The 20,062-nt window shown below is 63.4% G+C and carries 23 protein-coding genes; 11 read left to right on the top strand and 12 right to left on the bottom strand.

The features are described 5' to 3' along the window. Positions 1-89 precede the first annotated feature (89 nt). Both FCU66_RS22660 and FCU66_RS22655 read left to right on the top strand, forming a co-directional pair. Complete coding sequence (locus FCU66_RS22660; protein WP_136618169.1) at positions 90-1,373, top strand: cystathionine gamma-synthase family protein; 1,284 nt, start codon at positions 90-92, stop codon at positions 1,371-1,373. Between the two features lie 137 nt (positions 1,374-1,510). Next, a complete protein-coding gene (locus FCU66_RS22655; RefSeq protein ID WP_136618170.1) occupies positions 1,511-1,954 on the top strand; it encodes a CHRD domain-containing protein in 444 nt (147 codons plus the stop codon). A gap of 48 nt (positions 1,955-2,002) precedes the next feature. On the opposite strand, the gene FCU66_RS22650 is transcribed toward FCU66_RS22655, so the two are convergent. The 4 genes from FCU66_RS22650 to FCU66_RS41240 form a co-directional block, all read right to left on the bottom strand. After that, positions 2,003-3,652 carry a thiamine pyrophosphate-binding protein gene (locus FCU66_RS22650; RefSeq protein WP_136618171.1) on the bottom strand — a complete coding sequence of 550 codons (1,650 nt, stop codon included), beginning with the start codon at positions 3,650-3,652 and terminating at the stop codon, positions 2,003-2,005. Further along, positions 3,649-4,824, bottom strand: coding sequence for a CaiB/BaiF CoA transferase family protein (locus FCU66_RS22645; protein ID WP_136618172.1), 1,176 nt, complete (start codon positions 4,822-4,824; stop codon positions 3,649-3,651). The genes FCU66_RS22650 and FCU66_RS22645 overlap by 4 nt, the downstream gene beginning before the upstream one ends. Positions 4,825-4,923: 99 nt before the next feature. Next, on the bottom strand, positions 4,924-5,856 hold the full coding sequence (locus FCU66_RS22640) for an alpha/beta fold hydrolase (protein WP_136618173.1): 933 nt from the start codon (positions 5,854-5,856) through the stop codon (positions 4,924-4,926). Between the two features lie 66 nt (positions 5,857-5,922). Then, positions 5,923-6,075, bottom strand: a complete 153-nt coding sequence (locus FCU66_RS41240) for a hypothetical protein (protein WP_168991884.1) — start codon at positions 6,073-6,075, stop codon at positions 5,923-5,925. Here FCU66_RS41240 and FCU66_RS22635 point away from each other — a divergent pair. Together FCU66_RS22635 and FCU66_RS22630 are read left to right on the top strand one after the other, a co-directional pair. After that, positions 6,044-7,051, top strand: a complete 1,008-nt coding sequence (locus tag FCU66_RS22635) for a ribonuclease T2 family protein (RefSeq protein WP_136618174.1) — start codon at positions 6,044-6,046, stop codon at positions 7,049-7,051. The genes FCU66_RS41240 and FCU66_RS22635 overlap by 32 nt on opposite strands. A 105-nt stretch (positions 7,052-7,156) precedes the next feature. Beyond that, complete coding sequence (locus FCU66_RS22630; protein WP_136618175.1) at positions 7,157-7,768, top strand: hypothetical protein; 612 nt, start codon at positions 7,157-7,159, stop codon at positions 7,766-7,768. Between the two features lie 8 nt (positions 7,769-7,776). On the opposite strand, the gene FCU66_RS22625 is transcribed toward FCU66_RS22630, so the two are convergent. Next, a complete protein-coding gene (locus tag FCU66_RS22625; RefSeq protein ID WP_136618176.1) occupies positions 7,777-9,063 on the bottom strand; it encodes a GGDEF domain-containing protein in 1,287 nt (428 codons plus the stop codon). A 272-nt stretch (positions 9,064-9,335) separates the two neighbouring features. On the opposite strand from FCU66_RS22625, the gene ettA reads away from it, so the two are divergent. The 4 genes from ettA (at position 9,336) to FCU66_RS22605 (ending at position 13,488) form a co-directional block, all read left to right on the top strand. Further along, the gene (gene ettA, locus FCU66_RS22620) at positions 9,336-10,985 is read left to right on the top strand and encodes an energy-dependent translational throttle protein EttA (RefSeq protein WP_136618177.1); all 1,650 of its coding nucleotides are present in this window, start codon (positions 9,336-9,338) and stop codon (positions 10,983-10,985) included. Positions 10,986-11,031: 46 nt separating this feature from the next. Then, the gene (gene tam / locus FCU66_RS22615; protein ID WP_136618178.1) at positions 11,032-11,799 is read left to right on the top strand and encodes a trans-aconitate 2-methyltransferase; all 768 of its coding nucleotides are present in this window, start codon (positions 11,032-11,034) and stop codon (positions 11,797-11,799) included. A gap of 99 nt (positions 11,800-11,898) precedes the next feature. Then, the gene (locus FCU66_RS22610) at positions 11,899-12,234 is read left to right on the top strand and encodes a hypothetical protein (protein ID WP_136618179.1); all 336 of its coding nucleotides are present in this window, start codon (positions 11,899-11,901) and stop codon (positions 12,232-12,234) included. Positions 12,235-12,366: 132 nt separating this feature from the next. Then, on the top strand, positions 12,367-13,488 hold the full coding sequence (locus FCU66_RS22605; protein ID WP_136618180.1) for a beta-ketoacyl-ACP synthase III: 1,122 nt from the start codon (positions 12,367-12,369) through the stop codon (positions 13,486-13,488). 74 nt (positions 13,489-13,562) lie between these two features. Here the strand turns inward: FCU66_RS22605 and FCU66_RS22600 are convergent, their stop codons facing one another. From FCU66_RS22600 to FCU66_RS22590, 3 genes are all read right to left on the bottom strand, one after another. After that, a complete protein-coding gene (locus FCU66_RS22600) occupies positions 13,563-14,129 on the bottom strand; it encodes a methyltransferase family protein (RefSeq protein WP_136618181.1) in 567 nt (188 codons plus the stop codon). Between the two features lie 121 nt (positions 14,130-14,250). Further along, a complete protein-coding gene (locus FCU66_RS22595) occupies positions 14,251-14,643 on the bottom strand; it encodes a VOC family protein (RefSeq protein ID WP_136618182.1) in 393 nt (130 codons plus the stop codon). Between the two features lie 25 nt (positions 14,644-14,668). Next, positions 14,669-15,091: a tautomerase family protein gene (locus tag FCU66_RS22590; RefSeq protein WP_136618183.1), complete on the bottom strand. Its 423-nt coding sequence runs from the start codon at positions 15,089-15,091 to the stop codon at positions 14,669-14,671. Between the two features lie 125 nt (positions 15,092-15,216). On the opposite strand from FCU66_RS22590, the gene FCU66_RS22585 reads away from it, so the two are divergent. After that, positions 15,217-15,858: a TetR/AcrR family transcriptional regulator gene (locus tag FCU66_RS22585; protein WP_136618184.1), complete on the top strand. Its 642-nt coding sequence runs from the start codon at positions 15,217-15,219 to the stop codon at positions 15,856-15,858. 4 nt (positions 15,859-15,862) lie between these two features. Then, complete coding sequence (locus FCU66_RS22580; RefSeq protein ID WP_136618185.1) at positions 15,863-16,480, top strand: MOSC domain-containing protein; 618 nt, start codon at positions 15,863-15,865, stop codon at positions 16,478-16,480. Positions 16,481-16,555: 75 nt separating this feature from the next. Here FCU66_RS22580 and FCU66_RS22575 read toward each other — a convergent pair whose 3' ends face one another. Further along, positions 16,556-17,395 (bottom strand): SDR family oxidoreductase, encoded by an 840-nt coding sequence (locus tag FCU66_RS22575; RefSeq protein ID WP_136618186.1) that lies wholly within the window; start codon positions 17,393-17,395, stop codon positions 16,556-16,558. A 133-nt stretch (positions 17,396-17,528) separates the two neighbouring features. Next, positions 17,529-18,491, bottom strand: a complete 963-nt coding sequence (locus FCU66_RS22570) for a D-amino acid aminotransferase (protein WP_136618187.1) — start codon at positions 18,489-18,491, stop codon at positions 17,529-17,531. Positions 18,492-18,646: 155 nt separating this feature from the next. Between FCU66_RS22570 and FCU66_RS22565 the strand changes: the two genes are divergently transcribed. Next, positions 18,647-19,150 carry a hypothetical protein gene (locus tag FCU66_RS22565; RefSeq protein WP_136618188.1) on the top strand — a complete coding sequence of 168 codons (504 nt, stop codon included), beginning with the start codon at positions 18,647-18,649 and terminating at the stop codon, positions 19,148-19,150. Between the two features lie 6 nt (positions 19,151-19,156). On the opposite strand, the gene FCU66_RS22560 is transcribed toward FCU66_RS22565, so the two are convergent. Continuing rightward, the gene (locus tag FCU66_RS22560) at positions 19,157-19,471 is read right to left on the bottom strand and encodes a DUF2293 domain-containing protein (RefSeq protein WP_136618189.1); all 315 of its coding nucleotides are present in this window, start codon (positions 19,469-19,471) and stop codon (positions 19,157-19,159) included. Continuing rightward, on the bottom strand, positions 19,468-20,007 hold the full coding sequence (tsaA, locus tag FCU66_RS22555; protein ID WP_136618190.1) for a tRNA (N6-threonylcarbamoyladenosine(37)-N6)-methyltransferase TrmO: 540 nt from the start codon (positions 20,005-20,007) through the stop codon (positions 19,468-19,470). The genes FCU66_RS22560 and tsaA overlap by 4 nt, the downstream gene beginning before the upstream one ends. Positions 20,008-20,062 lie beyond the last annotated feature (55 nt).

The raw sequence follows: 20,062 nt of genomic DNA, 5'->3' as shown, positions 1-20,062 counted from the left end.
GCAGCCATGCGAGCCTGAAAATAGCAAGGACTGCGCGCTGAGGATCGCATAAATTGCCGTGCGACACTCTTTCAAAAGCAGGAAAAGCCATGACCGCGCCACGCCCGTCGAAAACCCATATCGGCAACCATAAGCTCCACCCCGAGACGCTGATGCTGAGCTATGGCTTCGATCCGCAGCTTTCGGAGGGCGCGGTCAAGCCACCGGTGTTCCTGACCTCGACCTTCGTGTTCAAGTCGGCGGAAGAGGGACGCGACTTCTTCGATTACACGTCCGGCCGCAAGGAGCCGCCGAGCGGCACGGCGTCCGGCCTGGTCTACTCGCGCTTCAACCATCCCAACAGCGAGATCGTCGAGGACCGGCTGGCGATCTATGAGGGGACGGATGCCTGCATCCTGTTTTCATCAGGCATGTCGGCGATCGCCACGACACTGCTCGCCTACGCCCGCCCGGGCGACGTCATCCTGCATTCGCAGCCGCTGTACGGCGGCACGGAGACGCTTTTGACGCGCACGCTTTCCGGTTTCGGCATCGGCGCCGTCGGTTTCGCGGACGGCGTCGACGAGACGGCGGTGCGCACGGCCGCCGACGCGGCCGTCGCGAAGGGCCGCGTCTCGGTCATCCTGATCGAGACGCCGTCAAATCCGACCAACAGCCTAGTCGACATCGCGCTGATGCGGAAGATCGCCGACGAGATCGGTGCGGCCCAAGGGTCGACGCCGATCGTCGTCTGCGACAACACATTGCTCGGCCCGGTGTTCCAGCGGCCGATCGAACACGGCGCCGATGTGTCCGTCTATTCGCTGACCAAATATGTCGGCGGCCACTCCGACCTGATCGCGGGCGCCGCCATGGGCAGCAAGGCGGTCACCAAGCCGATCAAGGCGTTGCGCGGCGCGATCGGCACGCAACTCGACCCGCATTCCTGCTGGATGCTCGGCCGCTCGCTGGAGACGCTGTCGATCCGCATGGAGCGGGCCAACGACAATGCGCGCCTGGTCGCCGAATTCCTGCGCGATCATGCCAAGGTCGAGAAAGTGCATTACCTGCCGTTCCTGGGCGAGGATACGCCGGCGGGCCGCGCCTACAGGGCGCAATGCAGTGGCGCCGGCTCGACCTTCTCCTTCGATATCAGGGGCGGGGAGAAGGCGGCTTTCGCCTTCCTCAACAACCTGCAGATCTTCAAGCTGGCGGTAAGCCTCGGCGGAACGGAATCGCTGGCCAGTCACCCGGCAGCCATGACGCATTCGGGCATTCCCTTCGAGGTTCGCCAACGCATCGGCGTGCTGGAGACCACGGTCAGGCTGTCGATCGGCGTCGAGCACCCGGACGATCTGATCGCCGACCTGACGCAGGCGCTGGCGGCGGTCTGAACCGTAACCGGGTCGTCTGCGGCTCCGTTTGCACATAAGCGTTACCGGGCGGAGCCTTCTGCTCTCACAACCGTTGTGTCGGTGCATCCGTGCGCCGGGGAGCCGCGGAGGATGTTGCTCGTCAAACGGAGATTCTCATGCGTATCCAATCCTTGGCACCAATGCTTTCGGCACTGGCCATCTCGGCGTCCTTCCTCATGGCTTCACCGGCCCTGGCCGAGACGGTGAAGCTGACGGCAACGCTCGACGGCGGCCAGCAGAACCCGCCGGTGACCACGAAAGGCAAGGGAACGGCCGCTCTCACCTTCGACACGGTCAAGAAGAAGCTCAGCTGGAACGTCAAATATTCCGGCCTGAGCGGGCCGGCCACGGGAGGACACATTCACGGCCCAGCCGCGATTGGCGAGAACGCCGGAGTGGCGATCCCGTTCAAGGGCAAGCTCAAGAGCCCGATCAAGGGTTCGGCTGTGCTGACCGATGCGCAGGCCGCCGACCTGATGGCCGGCAAGGACTATGTCAACGTGCACACGGCGGCCAACAAGGACGGCGAGATTCGCGGCCAGATCGAGGCGGCGAAATAGCGCAAGCCGCGTTGACAGAAAGGGGCGGGCGACCGCCCTTTTTTGGAGCTACGCCTTGTCGCGTATCTGGGTCATCGTCTTGGTCGGCGTGATCGCTTCGGGGTCGAGCCGGATCTCGACGATCGCCGGCTTGCCGCTGGCGCGGGCACGTTCGAAGGCGGCAGCGAAATCCGCCGTCTTCTCGACCGTTTCGCCATGGCCGCCATAGGCGCGGGCGAGGGCCGCAAAATCGGGGTTCTTGAGATCCGTAGCCACAACACGGCCGGGATATTCGCGCTCCTGATGCATGCGAATGGTGCCGTAGATGCCGTTGTTGACGACGACGACGACGATCGGCAGGTCATATTGCACGGCGGTGGCAAACTCCTGCCCGTTCATTAGGAAGCAGCCGTCGCCGGCGAAAGCGACCACGGTGCGGTCCGGAAACAGTTCTTTGGCGGCGACTGCCGCCGGCGTGCCATAGCCCATCGAGCCTGAGGTCGGCGCGGCCTGCGTGGCAAAGCGGCGGAAGCGGTGGAAACGATGCACCCAGGTGGCGTAGTTGCCGGCACCGTTGGTGAGGATGGCGTCGTCGGGCAGCATCTTTTCCAGGTAGTTCATGATCGGCCCCATCTGGACCGAGCCGGGGCCGCTTTCCGGCGGTGTCGACCAGTCGAGATAGGCGGCATGCAGCTTTGGCGTCTCGGCTGCCCAGACGGGTGCGGCGGCCGGCTTGCGCTTGGCGAAAGCTTCGATGAAGGCGGAAGGCGAGGCGTTGATCGCCAGTGTCGGCCGGTAGACGCGGCCGAGTTCCCCGGCGTCGGCATGGATATGGACCAGCGTCTGGTCGGGGTAGGGGCTTTTCAGCAGCGTGTAGTCGGAAGACGGCATTTCGCCCATGCGGCCACCGATCAGCAGCACCAGATCGGCCTGCTTGATCGCTGTCGCCAGCTTCGGGTTGATGCCGATGCCGACATCGCCGGCATAGTTCGGATGCAGATGATCGAACAGCATCTGGCGGCGGAAGGAACAGCCGACCGGCAGCGACCACGCCTCGGCGATCGTGCGCATCCGCGCCACCGCCTCGGCATCCCAACGCGTGCCGCCGAGGATGACGAAAGGCCGCTTGGCCTTGCCGAGCAGTTTCTCCAGCGTGTCGAGCTCGGCTTCGCCCGGCCGGGTTTCGACCGGCGTGTGCGGCAAGGCGATGGGCGCTTCGACGATGCTTGTCAGCATGTCTTCCGGCAGCGAGATGACAACCGGGCCGGGGCGGCCCGATGTCGCCACCGCGAAGGCGCGGGTGACGAATTCCGGGATGCGCGAGGCGTCGTCGATTTCGACCACCCATTTGGCGATATCGCCAAAGAACCTCTTGTAATCCACCTCCTGAAAAGCCTCGCGCTCCTTGGCGTGGCTGGCGACCTGGCCGATGAACAGGATGACGGGTATCGAATCCTGCATGGCGATGTGGATGCCGGCAGAGGCGTTGGTGGCGCCGGGGCCGCGGGTGACGAAGCAGATGCCGGGCTTGCCGGTCAGGCGGCCGTGGCAATCGGCCATCATGGCGGCACCACCTTCCTGGCGGCAGACGATGGTGCGGATCGCTGAATCGTGCAGCGCGTCGAGCACCGCCAGATAGGATTCACCGGGCACGCAATAGATGCGGTCGGTGCCGTTGGCTTCGAGCGCGTCGACGATCAGTTGTCCGCCGGTCTTCATTGTCCAGACTTCTCCAGTTCGGCAAGGATTTCTTGCGTGTGCTCGCCCAGGCGTGGCGAGGGGCGCTCATAGACCAGCGGTGTGCCAGACATCACCATCGGCGCACGCACCGAAGGCAGAAGATTGCCATGGCCGTCGTCGAGATCGAGCCGCATGCCGCGCGCGATGGTCTGCGGATCGGCGAACATCTGGCCGATCGTGTTGATCGGGCTCGCCGGCACGCCGGCCGCTTCCAGCTTTGCCAGCAACGGATCGCGGTCGAAAACCTTCAGCGCCTCGATCATGTGCTCGCGCAGCTTGACCCGATTGGCGACCCGGGCAGGGTTGGTGGCGAAGTCGGGATTTGCAGGCAAATCGTCCAGCCCAACGGCAGCGCAGAATTTGGTGAACTGGCCGTCATTGCCGACCGCCAGGATGATGTGCCCATCCCTGACCGGCACCACCTCGTACGGGGCGATGTTCATATGCGCATTGCCCATCTGCACGGGCGACTTGCCAGAGACGAGGTAGTTGAGGTTCTGGTTGCCGAGGGCCGAGATCTGGGTGTCGAAGAGCGCCATGTCGATGTGCTGGCCGTCGCCGGTCTGCTCGGCATGACGCAGTGCTGCCTGGATGGCGATGACCGAATAGAGGCCGGTGAAGATGTCCGAGATGGCGACGCCGGCCTTTTGCGGCTCGCGGCCAACCTCGCCGGTGATCGACATCATGCCGGCCATGGCCTGGATGATGAAGTCGTAGCCGGCGCGTGGCGCATACGGACCATCCTGGCCGAAGCCGGTGATCGAGCAGTAGACGAGGCGGGGGTTGGTCTTGCGCAGGCTGTCATAGTCGAGGCCGTATTTCTTCAGGCCGCCGAGCTTGAAGTTCTCGATCAGCACGTCCGAAGTCGCGACCAGCCGGCGCACGGTCTCAGCGCCTTCCGGCGTCGAGAAATCGATGGCGATGGAGCGCTTGCCGCGGTTGCAGGAGTGGTAATAGGCGGCCGACAGGTTCTCGCCGTCCTTGCCCATGACGAAGGGCGGGCCCCATTTGCGGGTGTCGTCGCCGCCATCGGGGCTCTCGACCTTGATGACATCGGCGCCGAGATCGGCAAGCAACTGCCCGGCCCATGGCCCGGCAAGGATGCGGGCGAGTTCGACGACGCGGACGCCTTTCAGCGGGGGCTCAGCCATAGATCACCGTGGTTGCTGCAATCACCTCGATTGCAGCGAAAGCAGAGCCTCTATCAAGCCCTGCAACGGCTGTCACGGCTCTTGCGATAGGCCAATCCGTCACGCTTTCAGGATATCGTCGGCCCAAGCCGCGAAATCACCCATGATGATGTCGCGATTCACCTCGTTCAGGCTTTCGTGGCGGGTGTCGGCGTAAACCTTTGAAACGAGATTCGAAAAGCCCATCTTGCGCATGCGATTGGCGAGATGGGTGATACCCTTGCCGTAATCCGAGGCCGGATCCTTTTCGCCGCCAACGATGCTGACGGGGAGGTCGCGCCGGATGCCGGCAAAGCCGGCATCCTTGCCACCATTCAGCGCCATGCCGACGACGTCGCGCCACATCGACACCGAAGCGTCCCAGCCGCAGAGCGGATCGGCGATGTATTTCGCCACTTCGGCCTCGTCGCGCGACAGCCAGTCGAACAATGTGCGGTGGTTGGGCACCGCCTTGCCCCAGGCCTGGAAGGTGAGTTTCGGCAACAGGAGCGATGGTACGTCGGAGCCGAGCCGCATCCGTTCCCAGGCAAGGATGCCGAGCGCCACCTGTCCGAGCAGGCCTTGCGAAAAATTGCAGTTCCAGATCGCGGCGGCATGGACGCGCGGCGAGTGGCGCAACAGGTAGTTCAGCGCCACCGAGGCACCCATCGAATGGCCAAACAGGATGACCGGCCGGTTCGGCTGCTCCGCGGCGATGAGATCATGGATGGCGTCGACGTCGGCGATCACCTTGGCGTGGCCATCCCTGTCGGCGAACCTGCCGAGCGGCGCGTCGGGGGCCTTGGTCGCGCCATGGCCGCGATGATCGTGGACATAGACGTGGAAGCCGCGGGAGCCAAGAAAATCGGCGAAACGGGCATAGCGCGCGGCGTGCTCGGCCAGGCCGTGATTGATCTGGACGACGGCACGTGCCCGGCCATCGGCTTGCCTGACGAAAAGATTGAGATCGGCACCGGTCGGCGAGGCAACCACGCGCTGCTGGCTGAATGACATGCCGCTCGGTCTCCAGGCTCTGGCCATCGTGGCGCCGGCTTTGTTTGCGCCGACGCCGGTTGTGCGTCAATTGGCAAAGCCGGCTTTTCCGCGACGATGTTTCTTGCGCTTGGCCAGCAAAATATCGCAATTCTGACATGGAGACAGCTTCAGTCTGTCGCCCACTTCTTTCAGCCGGGGATTCCCTATGCGCATTGCTGTTGTTTTCGGATTGGCCATGTTGGCGGCGTCGCTGGCCGGGGCGGCGCGTGCCGACGTCAAGATGAGCGGCACTTTCGTTGCCGACGCTGCCTGTCCGGCGACGCAAGCCATCAAGAACGGCAAGAATCCCGGCAATGTCTCGACCGATGCCGGGCAGAGCTACCAACTGCTTGCCGGCAACAAGGATGCGCCGACGCATTACCTCATCCTGGTGCCGGGCGCCGATCCGGAGCGCCGCTGGGTGAAGGTCACCTGCGGCCATGTTTCGGGTAGCAGCGCCGCGACCGTGCCGGCCGCACCGGGCGGGCAGGGCAAGCCGGCGGCATCGGGAAAACCCGAATACGTCTTCGCGCTGAGCTGGCAGCCGGCCTTCTGCGAGACCAAGTCGAGCAAGACGGAATGCAAGGCGCAGAGTGCTGGTGATTTCGATGCCACGCATTTCACCTTGCACGGCCTGTGGCCGCAGCCGAACGGCAATTTCTATTGCCAGGCGACGGCAGGCGACAAGGCCAATGACAATCCGGCCCACTGGAAAGACCTGCCGCCCGTCAACCTGGACGCCAACACCCGCACGGAACTCGATCAGGTGATGCCGGGGACAGCTTCCAAGCTCGAACGGCATGAATGGATCAAGCACGGCACTTGCTACGGCAAGAGCCAGCAGGACTATTTCTCCGATGCGCTCAACCTGATGCGCGCGGTGAACAGCTCGCCGGTGCGTGATCTCTTTGCCAAGAACATCGGTGGCAAGCTGACGGCGGACCAGATCCGCGGCGCCTTCGACACTGCCTTCGGGGCGGGAGCAGGGGACCGCGTGCGCGTTTCCTGCGTCATCGATCCGTCGAGCGGCAGGCGGCTGATCGGCGAACTGACGCTCGGCCTCGCCGGTCCGATCGGCCCCAACAGCTCGCTCAAGGATCTGCTGCTGGCTTCGGTGCCGACCAACAAGGCCGGTTGCCCGACAGGCACCGTCGACGCGATCGGGTTCCAGTAAGTACGGGCGGGTTCCAGCAGGCGCTGGCAGGACGCAGACACCGGACTGTCGCGTTGCCGCGTCCTGATGCTATGCTGCCCGCGCATCATTTCGGCGGGGGCGGCAATGGATGGCATGACGGGCAGCGCGCTGGCGCGGCTGGCTTTCTGGGCCAAGGGCATGGTCTCGATAAACGATGCCCGCATGGAATGGCCGGGCTTTTCCTATACCGACGCCGAGTGGGCACGCATGCGAACGCTCTCCGAACCGATCGGTGTCGGCACCTACCAGCTGTTCACCATCGTCAATGCGGTGATTTTCATCATTATTGCGGCGATCGGCATTTTCGGTGTCTTCCTGCCGCTGGCGACGCTGCTGTTTCCCATACCGGCGGAAACCAGCGCGCTGAAGTTTTCGCTGCTGCTGGCGGCCTGTGCTTTCCTGATCATCGGGCTCGGCCTGCCGATCTCGATGCGTCTCTCGGCCACGCTGGTGGCCAGCAAGGCGGTGCGGGCAGCACTTGTTCCCGCGCCCGGCGACGAGGCGTTGGCGTCAAAAGTGTCCTGGCAGATCAATCGCATCATGCTGATCCTATGCGGCCTGCTGGTGCCGGGTATCCTGCTGTTCATTGCCTACGATATCCAGGCCGGGCCGATCATCACGGCGCTGAAATGGCTGGCGATCGCGCTGATGGCGGTTTCCACCGTGACGGGCCTTCGACGGCAGAAGAAGTCGTAACGACAGACCTAGATCTGTGCGGACTTTGTCCAGGCAACCGCTGCGTCGGCTTCGTGGCCGCCCGGCTCGCCGACGACGCGATCGCGCCCGGTCGATTTCGCTTTGTAGAGGCGCTGGTCGGCAAGCGCGAACAGGTCGGCAAGGCAGCGCGTCGTTTCGCTGACGCTGGAAACGCCGGCACTGACGGTGAGCTCGAAGCGGCTGGTGGCGGCCGAGCCCTTGACCGCGTGGCGGATGCTTTCGCCAAACAGCCTGGCGACCGGGTGCGGACGCGAACTGAGGATGGCGAATTCCTCGCCGCCGATGCGGAACACCTGGTCTTCGGCGCTTGCCGATTCGCCAAGCAGGGCCGCAATCGCTTTCAGCACCTTGTCGCCTTCGGCATGGCCGAAACGGTCGTTGATCGACTTGAAATGGTCGACATCGATGATCAGCAGGCTGAGCGGCCTGGCAGTGCGCAGGCTGGTCTGGACGGCGGCTTCACCGTCGGCGTCGAAGCGCCCGCGATGCAGCAGGCCGGTCAAGCCGTCGCGGCCGACATGTTCGACCAGCGCTTCGTAGCGTTCGCGATAGGTCAGCGTATCGAAGATATCGGTCAGCCCGCGCGGCGCCGCGATCTGGCGCTCCTCGAACCATTTGAGATAGGCGACAAGCATGGTGCTGAAGATCAGCGCGGCGGCCATCTTGGCAAACCAGCCGCCGAAAAAGACCGCGATCGGCGCGCCGGCGACGAAATGCAGCGCGGTGAAGAATCCCGCCTGGTCGAAGGTCAGCACGCAAGCGACCGAAATCAGGATGCGCGCGAACGGCGCCTTGCGCAGGGTGCGCCCGAGCTTTTCATAGAGCAGGATGATCAGGATGGCGTCGACGAACAGCAGCGTCGTACCCCACACCATCAGCCAGCCCATCTGGTCGATGAAGCCGATGTCTGGGAGCCTGCCGTCGGGAAGTGCCGCGATGGTGTGCAGACGCAGCAGCAGCACCAGCCCAATCATCAGCGCATTGCCGAGCAGCAGGCCGTAGATCGGCTGACGCACTGTGGCAGCATCCTCCTTCATATAGAGCAGCAAAAGCATGACCAGCTTGCCGGAAAACAGCACCGCCGAGCCCGGCGAGACCATGCCGAACGGCAAGGCGACGTAAAAAACGCTGGCGAGATAGGTCTCCAGGAAGTGCATCACGCCGAGCGCGCAGACGAAGACGCCGAGGCCGATACGCTGCCTGAAGCGGAAAAGCGTCACCATGACGCTGAAGTAGACGACCGCTTCGGCAAGGAGCAGGAAACTGTTCAGCAATGCCGTCGATCCGATCTTTCTCCTGAAATCGCAGCAAATCAGCGATTCCACCGATCTTGTTTTGACGCGGAAGGGTTAACCGGTGCTTTCAACGCGGCGGGACCGATGGAAAACGTTCCGGTTCGGCGGACACTTCCGCGTGTGACCGACCAGATACGGCAAAAGCGATTGCCGTTCGCCGCCGCATCGCCTACATAGCGGCCAACCTCCATTCAATTCGACAAATCCAGTCAGTTTTTCTGGGCCAGTCAGTTTTTTCAGGGAAAGCGCGCGTGGCACGCCAGTTCATCTATCACATGGCCGGCCTCAACAAGGCCTATGGCACCAAGAAGGTGCTCGAGAATGTCCATCTCTCCTTCTATCCCGACGCCAAGATCGGCATCCTCGGCCCCAACGGTTCGGGCAAGTCGACGATCCTCAAGATCATGGCCGGGCTCGACAAGGAGTGGAACGGGGAAGCGTGGCTGGCCGAAGGCGCCACCGTCGGCTACCTGGCGCAGGAGCCGACGCTCGATCCGGACAAGACCGTGTTCGAAAACATCATGGAAGGCGTCGCCGCCAAGACTGCCATCATCGAGCGCTACAACGAATTGATGATGAACTATTCCGACGAGACGGCCGACGAGTCGGCCAAGCTCCAGGACGAGATGGACCGGCTCAACCTCTGGGATCTCGAACAGCAGGTCGAGATGGCGATGGAAGCGCTGGGCTGCCCGCCCAAGGATTCGGAAGTCACCAAGCTTTCGGGCGGCGAGCGCCGCCGCGTCGCGCTCTGCCAGCTCTTGCTGCGCCAGCCCGACCTTTTGCTGCTCGACGAACCGACCAACCATCTCGACGCCGAAACCACGGCGTGGCTGGAAAAGCATCTGCGTGCCTATCCGGGCGCCGTGATGATCATCACCCACGATCGCTACTTCCTCGACAATGTCACCGGCTGGATCCTCGAACTCGATCGCGGCCGCGGCATTCCCTATGAGGGCAACTACACCAAGTACCTCGAAGCCAAGGCCAAGCGCCTCAAGCAGGAAGGCCGCGAGGACGACGCCCGCCAGCGCGCCATCGGCCGCGAGCGCGAATGGATCCAGTCGAGCCCGAAGGCCCGCCAGACCAAGTCCAAGGCGCGTATCCAGGCGTTCCAGGACCTTTTGGATGCAGCCGACAAGCGGCGTCCGAGCGACACGCAGATCGTCATCCCCCATGGCGAGAGGCTCGGCAATGTGGTGATCGAGGCGGAAGGCCTGTCGAAGGGCTTTGGCGACACGCTTTTGATCGACGGGCTGGAATTCAAGCTGCCGCCCGGTGGCATCGTCGGCGTCATCGGCCCGAACGGCGCCGGCAAGACGACGCTGTTCCGCATGATCACCGGCCAGGAAAAGCCGGATGCGGGCTCGGTCCGCGTCGGCGAAACCGTGAAACTCGGCTATGTAGACCAGAGCCGCGATGCGCTCGATCCGTCAAAGACGGTGTGGGAAGAGATTTCCGGCGGCGCCGAAGTGGTCAAACTCGGCAAGTTCGAGGCCAACACGCGCGCCTATTGCGCGTCGTTCAATTTCCGTGGCGGCGACCAGCAGCAGAAGGTCGGCAACCTCTCCGGCGGCCAGCGCAACCGCGTCCATCTGGCCAAGATGCTGAAGACCGGCGGCAATGTGCTGCTGCTCGACGAACCGACCAACGATCTCGATACGGAAACGCTGGCCGCACTCGAAGACGCGCTGGAAAACTTCGGCGGTTGCGCCGTCATCATCTCGCACGATCGCATGTTCCTCGATCGCCTGGCGACGCACATCCTCGCCTTCGAGGGCGACAGCCATGTCGAATGGTTCGAGGGCAATTTCGAGGATTACGAACAGGACAAGATCCGCCGCCTCGGGCCGGATGCCGTCAACCCGCACCGCATGACCTACAAGAGGCTGACGCGGTAAGGGGTTTTCCGGGCGGCGAATTCTCAAGAAGACATGAGGAGCTCACATGGCTGATTGGTCCGCCGCCCAGTACCTGAAATTCGAAGACGAGCGCACGCGACCCGCGCGGGATCTGGTGGCGCAGGTGCCGGTCGACTTTCCGCGCCGAGTCGTCGACATCGGCTGCGGGCCTGGCAACTCGACCGAGTTGCTTGTCGGCCGCTGGCCGGATGCGCAGGTGAGCGGCTTCGACACCTCACCCGATATGATCGAGAAGGCGAGGGCACGCCTGCCCGAGGTCACCTTTGATCTCGCCGATGCCTCCAAATGGCAGCCGGCGGAGCCGGTCGACGTGATCTTCGCCAATGCGGTGTTCCAGTGGCTGCCCGAGCATCCCGCGGTTTTCCAGCGGCTGATGGGCTTCCTCGCCCCAGGTGGCGCGCTGGCCATCCAGATGCCCGACAATATGGGCGAGGACTCCCACCGCCTGATGCGGGAGACCGCCGCCGAAATGCCGTTTGCCGAAAAGCTCAAGGACGCGGCACGCGGGCCGTTGCCGCCGGTTTCCTTCTACTATGACCTCCTGTCGCCACTCAGTGATCGGCTGGATATCTGGCACACCATCTACAACCATCCGCTTGCCGACGCGGAGGCGATTGTTGAATGGGTGAAATCGACGGGCCTGAAGCCTTTTGTCGACCCGCTCGATGCGAACGAGAAGACACTGTTCCTCGACAGTTACACGGCCAAGATCGCCAAGGCCTATCCGAAGACGGCGAGCGGCAAGGTGCTTTTGCGCTTTCCACGCATCTTCATCGTCGCCAAACGGGCCTGATTATCCACGTTGCACGACGCTCGCTGCAGCCGCTTGACCCGGTTTTGCCGCCATGCGCATTTCATCGCGTTGGGGTCACGATGGCCCAGGGGGTGGATGATGACATTGAAAAATATGCTTTTCGGCGGCAGCGTGTGCGCGGCGGCCCTTCTGGCGTTCTCGATCTCGGCGGAAGCCAAGCGAGCGCGCTGCTTCACCAGCGATGACGGTTATTTCGCATGCAGCTACAGGGCGATCGATGATGCGGGTAGCTTCCGCATCTCGGCGCCGGGCTATCCGACCTATGTCCTGGAGATCGACGGGCCGGGTTTTGCCTATGGTTATGTCAATCTAGGCCGCCGCAACGTGCCGTTGCCGGGGCAGTTTGTGCGCAGCCGCGACGACGGCGCCTGCTGGAACAACCCGCAGACCAACACCAAGCTCTGCGCCTGGTGAAATCAGGCTTAAGTCGGCCCAAACCTTTGGTTTAAGCCGGCGTAAACCGCCGCGGTGAGAAAAGTGTTGCGCCGGAGCGTTCCGGCGCCCACATGAAGCCCGCAACGCCTGCGGATGGGACGGACTGGATATATGCATCGCGTCATCATCAGCGGCATCGGCGTTGAAATCCCTGAAGCCAAGATCACCAATGAAGAGCTGGTCGCCAGCTTCAATACCTGGGTCGACACGGAGAATGCGCGCCGCCTGGGCACCGACGAGCCGCCGCTGTCGAAATCGGATAGCGACTTCATCGTCCACGCCTCGGGCGTGCGCACCCGTCATGTGATCGAGCGCGAAGGCATTCTCGATCCGACCCGGATGGCGCCGCGCATTCCGGCACGGCCCGACGATGCGCTGTCGCTCGAAGCCGAGTTCGGCATCGCCTCGGCCAAAAAGGCCCTCGACCATGCCGGGCTGAAGCCGTCCGATATCGACCTGGTGATCTGTTCGGCCTCGCATCATCAGCGGCCCTATCCGGCGATCGCCATCGAAATGCAGGAGGCTTTGGGCACCAAGGGCGCCGGCTTCGACATGGGGCTTGGCTGCTCTTCCGCGGCGGCGGCCCTGCACATTGCCGTCAACCTGGTGCGGTCGGGCGCGCACAAGCGCATTCTGGTCACGACGCCGGAAATCATCACCGGCCACCTCAATTTCCGCGACCGGCAGACGCATTTCATTTTCGGCGACGCTTCGGTGTCGATGGTGGTGGAAGGGCTGGCCAAGGGCGACAAGCGGCCGGGGCGCTTCGAGGTGCTCGATACGCGCGTCTGGACGCAGATGTCGAACAACATCCGCACCAATCTGGGCTACCACACCCGCACCGCCCAGGATGATCCCTACATGATCAATCTGGAAGGCAACCTGATCAAGCAGGTCGGCAACAAGGTGTTCAAGGAAGTCACCGTCGCCGGGCAAAAATTCATCGTCGAATTCCTCGCCGAGCACGGGCTGACGCCGCAGGCGATCAGGCGCTTCTGGCTGCATCAGGCCAATGCGCGCATGAATGCGATGATCCTGAAACTGTCGTTCGGCCACGAGGTCGACCACGATCGCGCGCCGATGGTGCTGGAGCGACTGGGCAACACGGCGGGCGCCGGCGCCATCGTTGCGCTGTCGGAAAACCATGCCGACATGAAGCCCGGCGATTTCGGCCTGATCTGCGCCTTTGGCGCGGGGTATTCGATAGGCGGCGCGCTATTGCGGATGCTCTAGGTGTGTCGATATTCAGGTGATGCCGGCCTGACCTGAGTCTCAACACACCTTGGCGCTCAACACATCTTGTCGCGTCAGGCTGGCGCGAACGGCACCAGCATCGGAACGCGCCTGGCATAGTCGTCATAGGCGCTGCCCAGCTCGCCGCGCAGGAAGCGTTCCTCGAGCTTTGCCTTGATGACGGTGCCGATGATCACCAGCGCGGCGCCGGCGATGCCCCAGACGGTGCCTTTGGCCGCCATGGTGGCCAGGATTGCCAAAAGCAATCCGGTGTAGATCGGGTGGCGGACCAGCCTGTAGGGGCCGGTGTCGACGACATGGTGCTCGGCCTTGGCTGTGACCGTGCCCGACCAGAGGCGGCCGAGATGCAGGCGGGCCCACCAGGCGAATGCCAGGCCGACCGCGATCAGCGCGACGCAGGTCCACGCCTCAAGGAGGTTCGGAATCCAAAGCCGAAGCCTGCCGGCATAGCCGTGTGCAGGGATGAACAACAGCATCGCCCCGAGCACTGTCACGACACGGTAGCGTAACTCGGCCTGCAAGCCGGCGCGCTTTTGTGCCGGATCGGCCCAGAAGGCAGCCGCGAGCCAGGACACCAGCCAGATCAGCCAAAGCGCCGCGATTGCAGGAGCGGGATGCATGATGAATCCTCCGCAGACTTTTCCGCGTCACCATGTAGCGGGTACAGCGCGGCGGCAATGCGGCCCCAATACGGGACTGGTTCCCATTTCAGGTAAGAAGATCGTGATCCGCGCCGCAATCTCATTTGCTGGCGAATATCCATTGCACGCCGAAGGCGTCGACCAGCATGCCGAAACTGGCTCCCCAAACTTGCCGCGCCAGGGGCACGGTGATCCGGCCGCCTGCGCTCATGCGGCCGAAAAGCTCCTGCATGGCGGCCAGGTCGTCGAACTCCAGGCAAAGGGCGGAGCCCTTCATCGGCTCGGCGTCGTCATTGTCTGAGGCATGAAACAGCACACCCGGACCTTCGAACCGGGCATGCAACACCTTTCCGCGCATGGCTTCGGTTCGCACCGGCATGTCGTTGTCTCCCCAGCGCAGCAGGATCGTTCCCCGGCCGAGGCCGCACTGCTCGTAGAAGGCCAGTGCCGGCTCGCAATTGGTGGTGAAGAACAGCGAAGGGGAGAGCCGCATCGGTCTTTTCCGGTTCATTGCCAGATCAGTGCGCGGCTGCGGTGGCGGCGGCGATAAGCGCGTCGCCCGTATATTGTCTGTCACCGATGCCCCAACCGCCGTCGGGCGCATTGACGATGTTGATCCAGGTGTTCTCAGGCCGGTGCCCCGGCACGCAGAGTTCGGCGACAATCCCGGCGGCTGCGGTGATGAAGGTCTTGCGGGCTTCGACCGAGCCGAGTCCGATGTTGGGCAACTTCAATTCCACCATGACGACAGGCCGATTGGCGCCGCCTGCATAGACGTGGTGAGGCGGCAAGATGTGGACCGTGCCGCCGACGATTGCGGTGAAGAACGAATTGCCGGTGGCGCCGGAGGCCTCGATGAGGGCGGCACTGAGACGCGGCAGGATCTCGCGCTCTCCTGCCGGGGTCAGTATACCTTCCGGCGCGGTCACGGTTATTGGCATTTGGCTCTCCATTTTGCTGGTTCTCCATGGGACCTCCGACTGACATGTCTTCCGGCTTGCCATGTTTCGTATCGATTGGTACGTTATATGGAGAAGACGAGTCAATAGGTTTCGTATCGATCGCTATGGATAATTCGGAAAAGCCTCGCGGCGGCCGACCGCGCGCCTTCGACCCCGACCGGGCGCTGAATGCGGCCATGCATCTGTTCTGGGAGCATGGCTATGAGGCGACGTCGCTGGCCATGCTGCGCGAGGCGATGGGGCTGACGCCGCCGCAGATCTACAACGCCTTCACCGACAAGGAGACTTTGTTCCGCAAGGCGCTGACGCGCTACCACGAAACCGAGATTGGGTTTGCGCTGGAGGCGCTGAGCGCGCCGGTATCGACGCGGGAGGCGATCCGGCGGTTGCTGCTCGGTGCGGCGGAAGCATATTCCAGGCCCGGCAAGCCCGGTGGCTGTCTGTTCGTCAGCGGCGCGCTGGCAGCCTCGCCACAGGCGCAAGCCATTGCCGATGAACTCAGAACCTATCGCAAGGCGAGTGAAGCGGCGATCGCAGATCGGCTGGCCAGGGGCAGGGTGGTGGGCGACCTGCCGGCGGACCTCCCGGTCGACGGCTTCGCCAAATACCTCGCTGGCGTCATGAACGGCATGTCGATCCAGGCGCGGGACGGTGCTTCGGTCGAAGAGTTGCGCGTTTTGGCCCAAACCGCTCTTGCGGCCTTGCCGGCCGAAGGGCAAAACCAAGCGGCATCATCCAAGGAATAAAGCCATGCTGGATCTCTTCCCCGAGGCTGAAAAGCCTGTTGAAATCATCCCCGCGCGAAAGCTTGCCGCCAAGGCGGCAGCGCTTTACATGGCGCCAGCGGATCATTTTCAGACGCGCCCGGTGGACGAATTGCGGCTGGGTTTCGACGGCATATCAGGCGATTTCCATGCAGGATCGACACGGCGCTCCGGCGGGCGCGAGCCCTGGTATCCGCGCGGCACCGAAATGCGCAACGAGCGGCAATTGTCTGTTGTGGCAGCAGACGAACTGGCCATCGTTGCGGAAAGAATGGGCCTGGACGAGATCAGGCCGGAGTGGATCGGCGCCAATCTGGTGATCGAAGGGGTGCCGAACCTCTCCATGCTGCCGTCCGGCACGCTGCTGTTCTTCAAGGGTGGCGTGACCATCAAGGTCGACGCGCAGAACGGACCTTGCCGCATCGCCGGCCGGTCGATCGCCGAACATGCCGGGATGGCCGACGTCGAAGCCGGCGCGCTGCTGTTCCCGAAAGCGGCGAAGCGGCTGCGTGGCGTCGTCGCCTGGGTCGAAAAACCGGGAACGATCAGCGTCGGCGAAGAGATTTCGGTGCGGGTGCCGGAGCAGTGGATCTACACGGCATAGCTGCGGGTTCTCATACAGCCAAGGGTAGGGAGAGCTACGCCGCCTCATGAGGCGGCGTAGCAAAGCTGCCAAGCGTTAGCCCTTGCGGTTTTTCTTCGCGCCTTGCGCCATGATGGACACGTGGTCCCACTTGTCCCAGGTGGCGAGACGGTTGGCATATTCCTGGCGTATCATCGGCAGGCCGCCGTCACCGAAGAACACCCGGAGCGGTGGCTTGGCCGCATCGACAATGGCCAGCATGGCCGGCCCGGTGGCCTCGGGATCGCCGGCGACCGAATTGGCACGGCGCTCGGCCATCTTGGCGCGGGCTGGCGCGTAGGCCTCGATCGGTTGGGAGATTTTGGCCGACGGACCGGCCCAGTCCGTGGAGAAGCCACCCGGCTCGACCAGCGTCACATGGATGCCGAATTCCGCGACCTCGATGCTCAGCGACTGGCTGAAAGCCTCCAGCGCCCATTTCGAAGCGTGGTAGAGGCCGAGCGAGGCAAAGGCATTGACGCCGCCGATCGACGAGATCTGGATGATGTGGCCGGACCGCTGCGCCCGCATGATCGGCAGCGCGGCCTGCGTGACCCAGAGCGCGCCGAAGACATTGGTTTCGATCTGGTCGCGGGCTTCCTGTTCGCTGACCTCCTCGATGGCGCCGAAATGGCCATAGCCGGCATTGTTGATGACGACGTCGATCCGGCCAAAGCGCTTGTGCGCCTCGGCGACAGCGGCATCGACGGCTTTCTTGTCGGTGACGTCGAGCTTTATCGCGGCGACGTTGTCGCCATATTTCTCGACGATATCGGCGAGCGTGCCGGCGTCGCGGGCGGTCGCGGCAACGCGGTCGCCACGCGCGAGTGCTGCCTCGGCCCAGACGCGGCCAAAGCCCTTCGACGATCCGGTGATGAACCAAACCTTGTTTGTCATGATGTGGAGTCCTTGCCCCTGCGGGCGTGATTTCGGGTGAAAGCGGAGGCTTCTCCGCTTTCAGGCATATACGGCCTAACCCGTGATTTTCCAGAGGCGAGGGGGAATCTTTTTGAACACGGCGCCTGATTGATCAGGGATAACTCACCGAACTCGACCAGACCGGGTCGTCGTGCTTTTGCCAATAGAGCGCCATCAGGCGGCTGGTGACCGGACCGACATTCCCATCGGCGATCCGGGCGCTGTCGATCTCCGTCACCGGCATGATGCCGCCGGCGGTCGAGGTGATGAAAACCTCGTCTGCCTCGCGCAATGCAGCGACACTGACATCGGTGGCGGTTGCCGCAAGACCTTCTTCGGCGCACAGGTCAAAGACAGTGCGGCGGGTGATGCCGGGCAGCACGCCAATAGCCGGCGTCGACAGTTTGCCATCCTTGACGCAGAAGACGTTGAAGCCCGGACCTTCGGCGACATTGCCGTTGAAGTCGAGAATCAACGCGGTCTCGGCGCCGCGGTCATAGGCGTCGTAGAGACCGCGCACCAGGTCGAGCCAGTGGTAGTTCTTGATCGCCGGATCGATCGAGGCCGGCGGAATGCGCACCTTGTCGCTGATGGCGACACGCAGGCCGCGCTGCAATTGTTCGGCATTGGCGACCGAGCCGAACGGCACGGCGAACGCCATGAAGCGGTTGACCGCCTGGCGCGGGTCGCGGCTGAAGGTCGGCGAGGCGCCGCGCGTGCACAGCATTTCGACATAGGCGGCGCGATGGCCGGATAGAGCCACGCAATTGTGCAGGATTTCGGTCACGCCGTCGCGGTCGAAGGGAATGGTCATGCGCAGCTTTTCCAGCCCGCCGAAGAAACGGTCGAGATGCAGGTCGAGGCGGAAGAAGCGGCCGTTCCAGACATGCACGGTGTCGTAGGTGGCGTCGGAATGCAGAAAACCCCAATCCAGCACCGAGATCTTGGCTTGCGACATCGGCAGGTACTGGCCGTCGAGGAAAGCGACGCCCTCGGGGTAGGAATGCGGGTCGATGTGGAGGGCGCCAAGTGCAGGCAGTGGCTTCGCATCGGGCGTTGCTATCGTCTGGCTCATCGGTGCCTTCTCCAACCAGGGCGGATCAGCAGGCTATCGGCGCCGGGCAGAAGGCATAGAGCCACCCGCCCGGCGCTGTTCGTCCTCGATGATGATCTGGCCGATACATTGGATTGGAATTGCCTTATCATTCCAGGTCTGAACGGGAGGGGAAGATGGGCAGGTTTGGGGCCGTCGTAGCAGCCATGATGATGTTTGCCGCCGCGGGCGAAGCCAGCGCCCAGTGCGCGCGCGAAGGCGAGGAATTGTGCCAGAGCGGCCAGACCTATCGCTGCGAGAAAACCGGCAGCGAATTGACGCCGATCTTCCAGAACCTGCCTTGCGTGGTGAATGTGCCGTCGCTGAGCGGCACTTGGGTCGGCAGCGGCCACCAGAGCCCGGCCGGCGATGCCGGGGCCGACTGGCCGATAGCCATGACGATCAACGATGGCGGCGCGTCGATCGACTATCCGTCGCTCGGCTGCGGCGGCTCCCTGTCGCAGACGTCCAGGGACGATATTTCGGCGGAATACCACGAGAGCATCACTTACGGTCAGGACAAGTGCATCGACGGCGGCAACATCACCGTCAGGTTTTTCAAGGGAAATCTGTCGTGGATCTGGGTCGGCCAGGCCGACGGCCAGCCCTACAATGCGGTCGCCGTGCTCACACGGAAGTAGCGGCGTTCATTCCTCATCGTCGTCGGCGTCGAGCAGGCGTGTCGCGCGCCAGCGGGTGAGCACGATGTTGGTCTGCTCGATGACGAAGAAACGCGCCGAGTCGCGGTCGTAGCCTTCGGCCAGAAGTTTTTCGTAGTCGGTGTGCATGTGGCGGATATGGGCAATGGCCGCCAGCCACACGGCGATGCCCGGCGGCAGGGTCTTCATGTGAACCGCGCCGGCGTCGGTGCGGATCTTCTCCATGTCGGCATAGGGCGCCAGCGGTAGAAGTGCGGTCAGCGCCTTGGCGATGGCGCGGCGGCGGCCGGTCGGCGCTGTCATCGCCGGATCCGATCGGGCTCGTCGCGCCCTTCGATGGTCGCCTCGGCAATGGCGTCGGTCGAGGCGAAATAGGGTTTTAGGTCGATGACCGGCGTGCCGTCGAGCACGTCGATGGCGTCGAGATCGATGCGGCCGGTGCCGATGTCGACGGCAATCAGCCTGGCGATGTGCAGCCCGATGGGGTTGGGGCGGGCAGGGGAGCGCAGCGAGAATACACCTTTTGCTTCAGCCGCATGGCGGGGTTTCTGCACAATCAGAGTCCGCGGCGCGTGATGCAGCCAGGACAGGATGATGACGTGGCTGGCGCGCTCCAGCCCCTGCAGGCCACGGCGATAGGGCGCGTCTATTGTCAGCACTGCCGGTTGTCCGGTCTCGCGCGCGGTGCGCATGTTCTTCGGGCATGTTTCGCGCGTCGTCCATGGCGAGGCGATGCGGCCGATGAAGACGATGCCGCCATCAGGCGGCATCAGTGCCGGATCCTTCTCCAGCCTCTGCTCGCCTTCGCGCTCCTCGAACATCTCACGCGTTTCGGTCATCCTGCTCTCATCTCGCATCTTTTTGTTCGTGCATGTCGTTGTCCCAAAACCTGGG

This window comes from Mesorhizobium norvegicum, from assembly GCF_004919685.1.
Lineage (GTDB): Bacteria > Pseudomonadota > Alphaproteobacteria > Rhizobiales > Rhizobiaceae > Mesorhizobium > Mesorhizobium norvegicum.
This window is presented reverse-complemented; position numbering and strand designations above follow the sequence as displayed.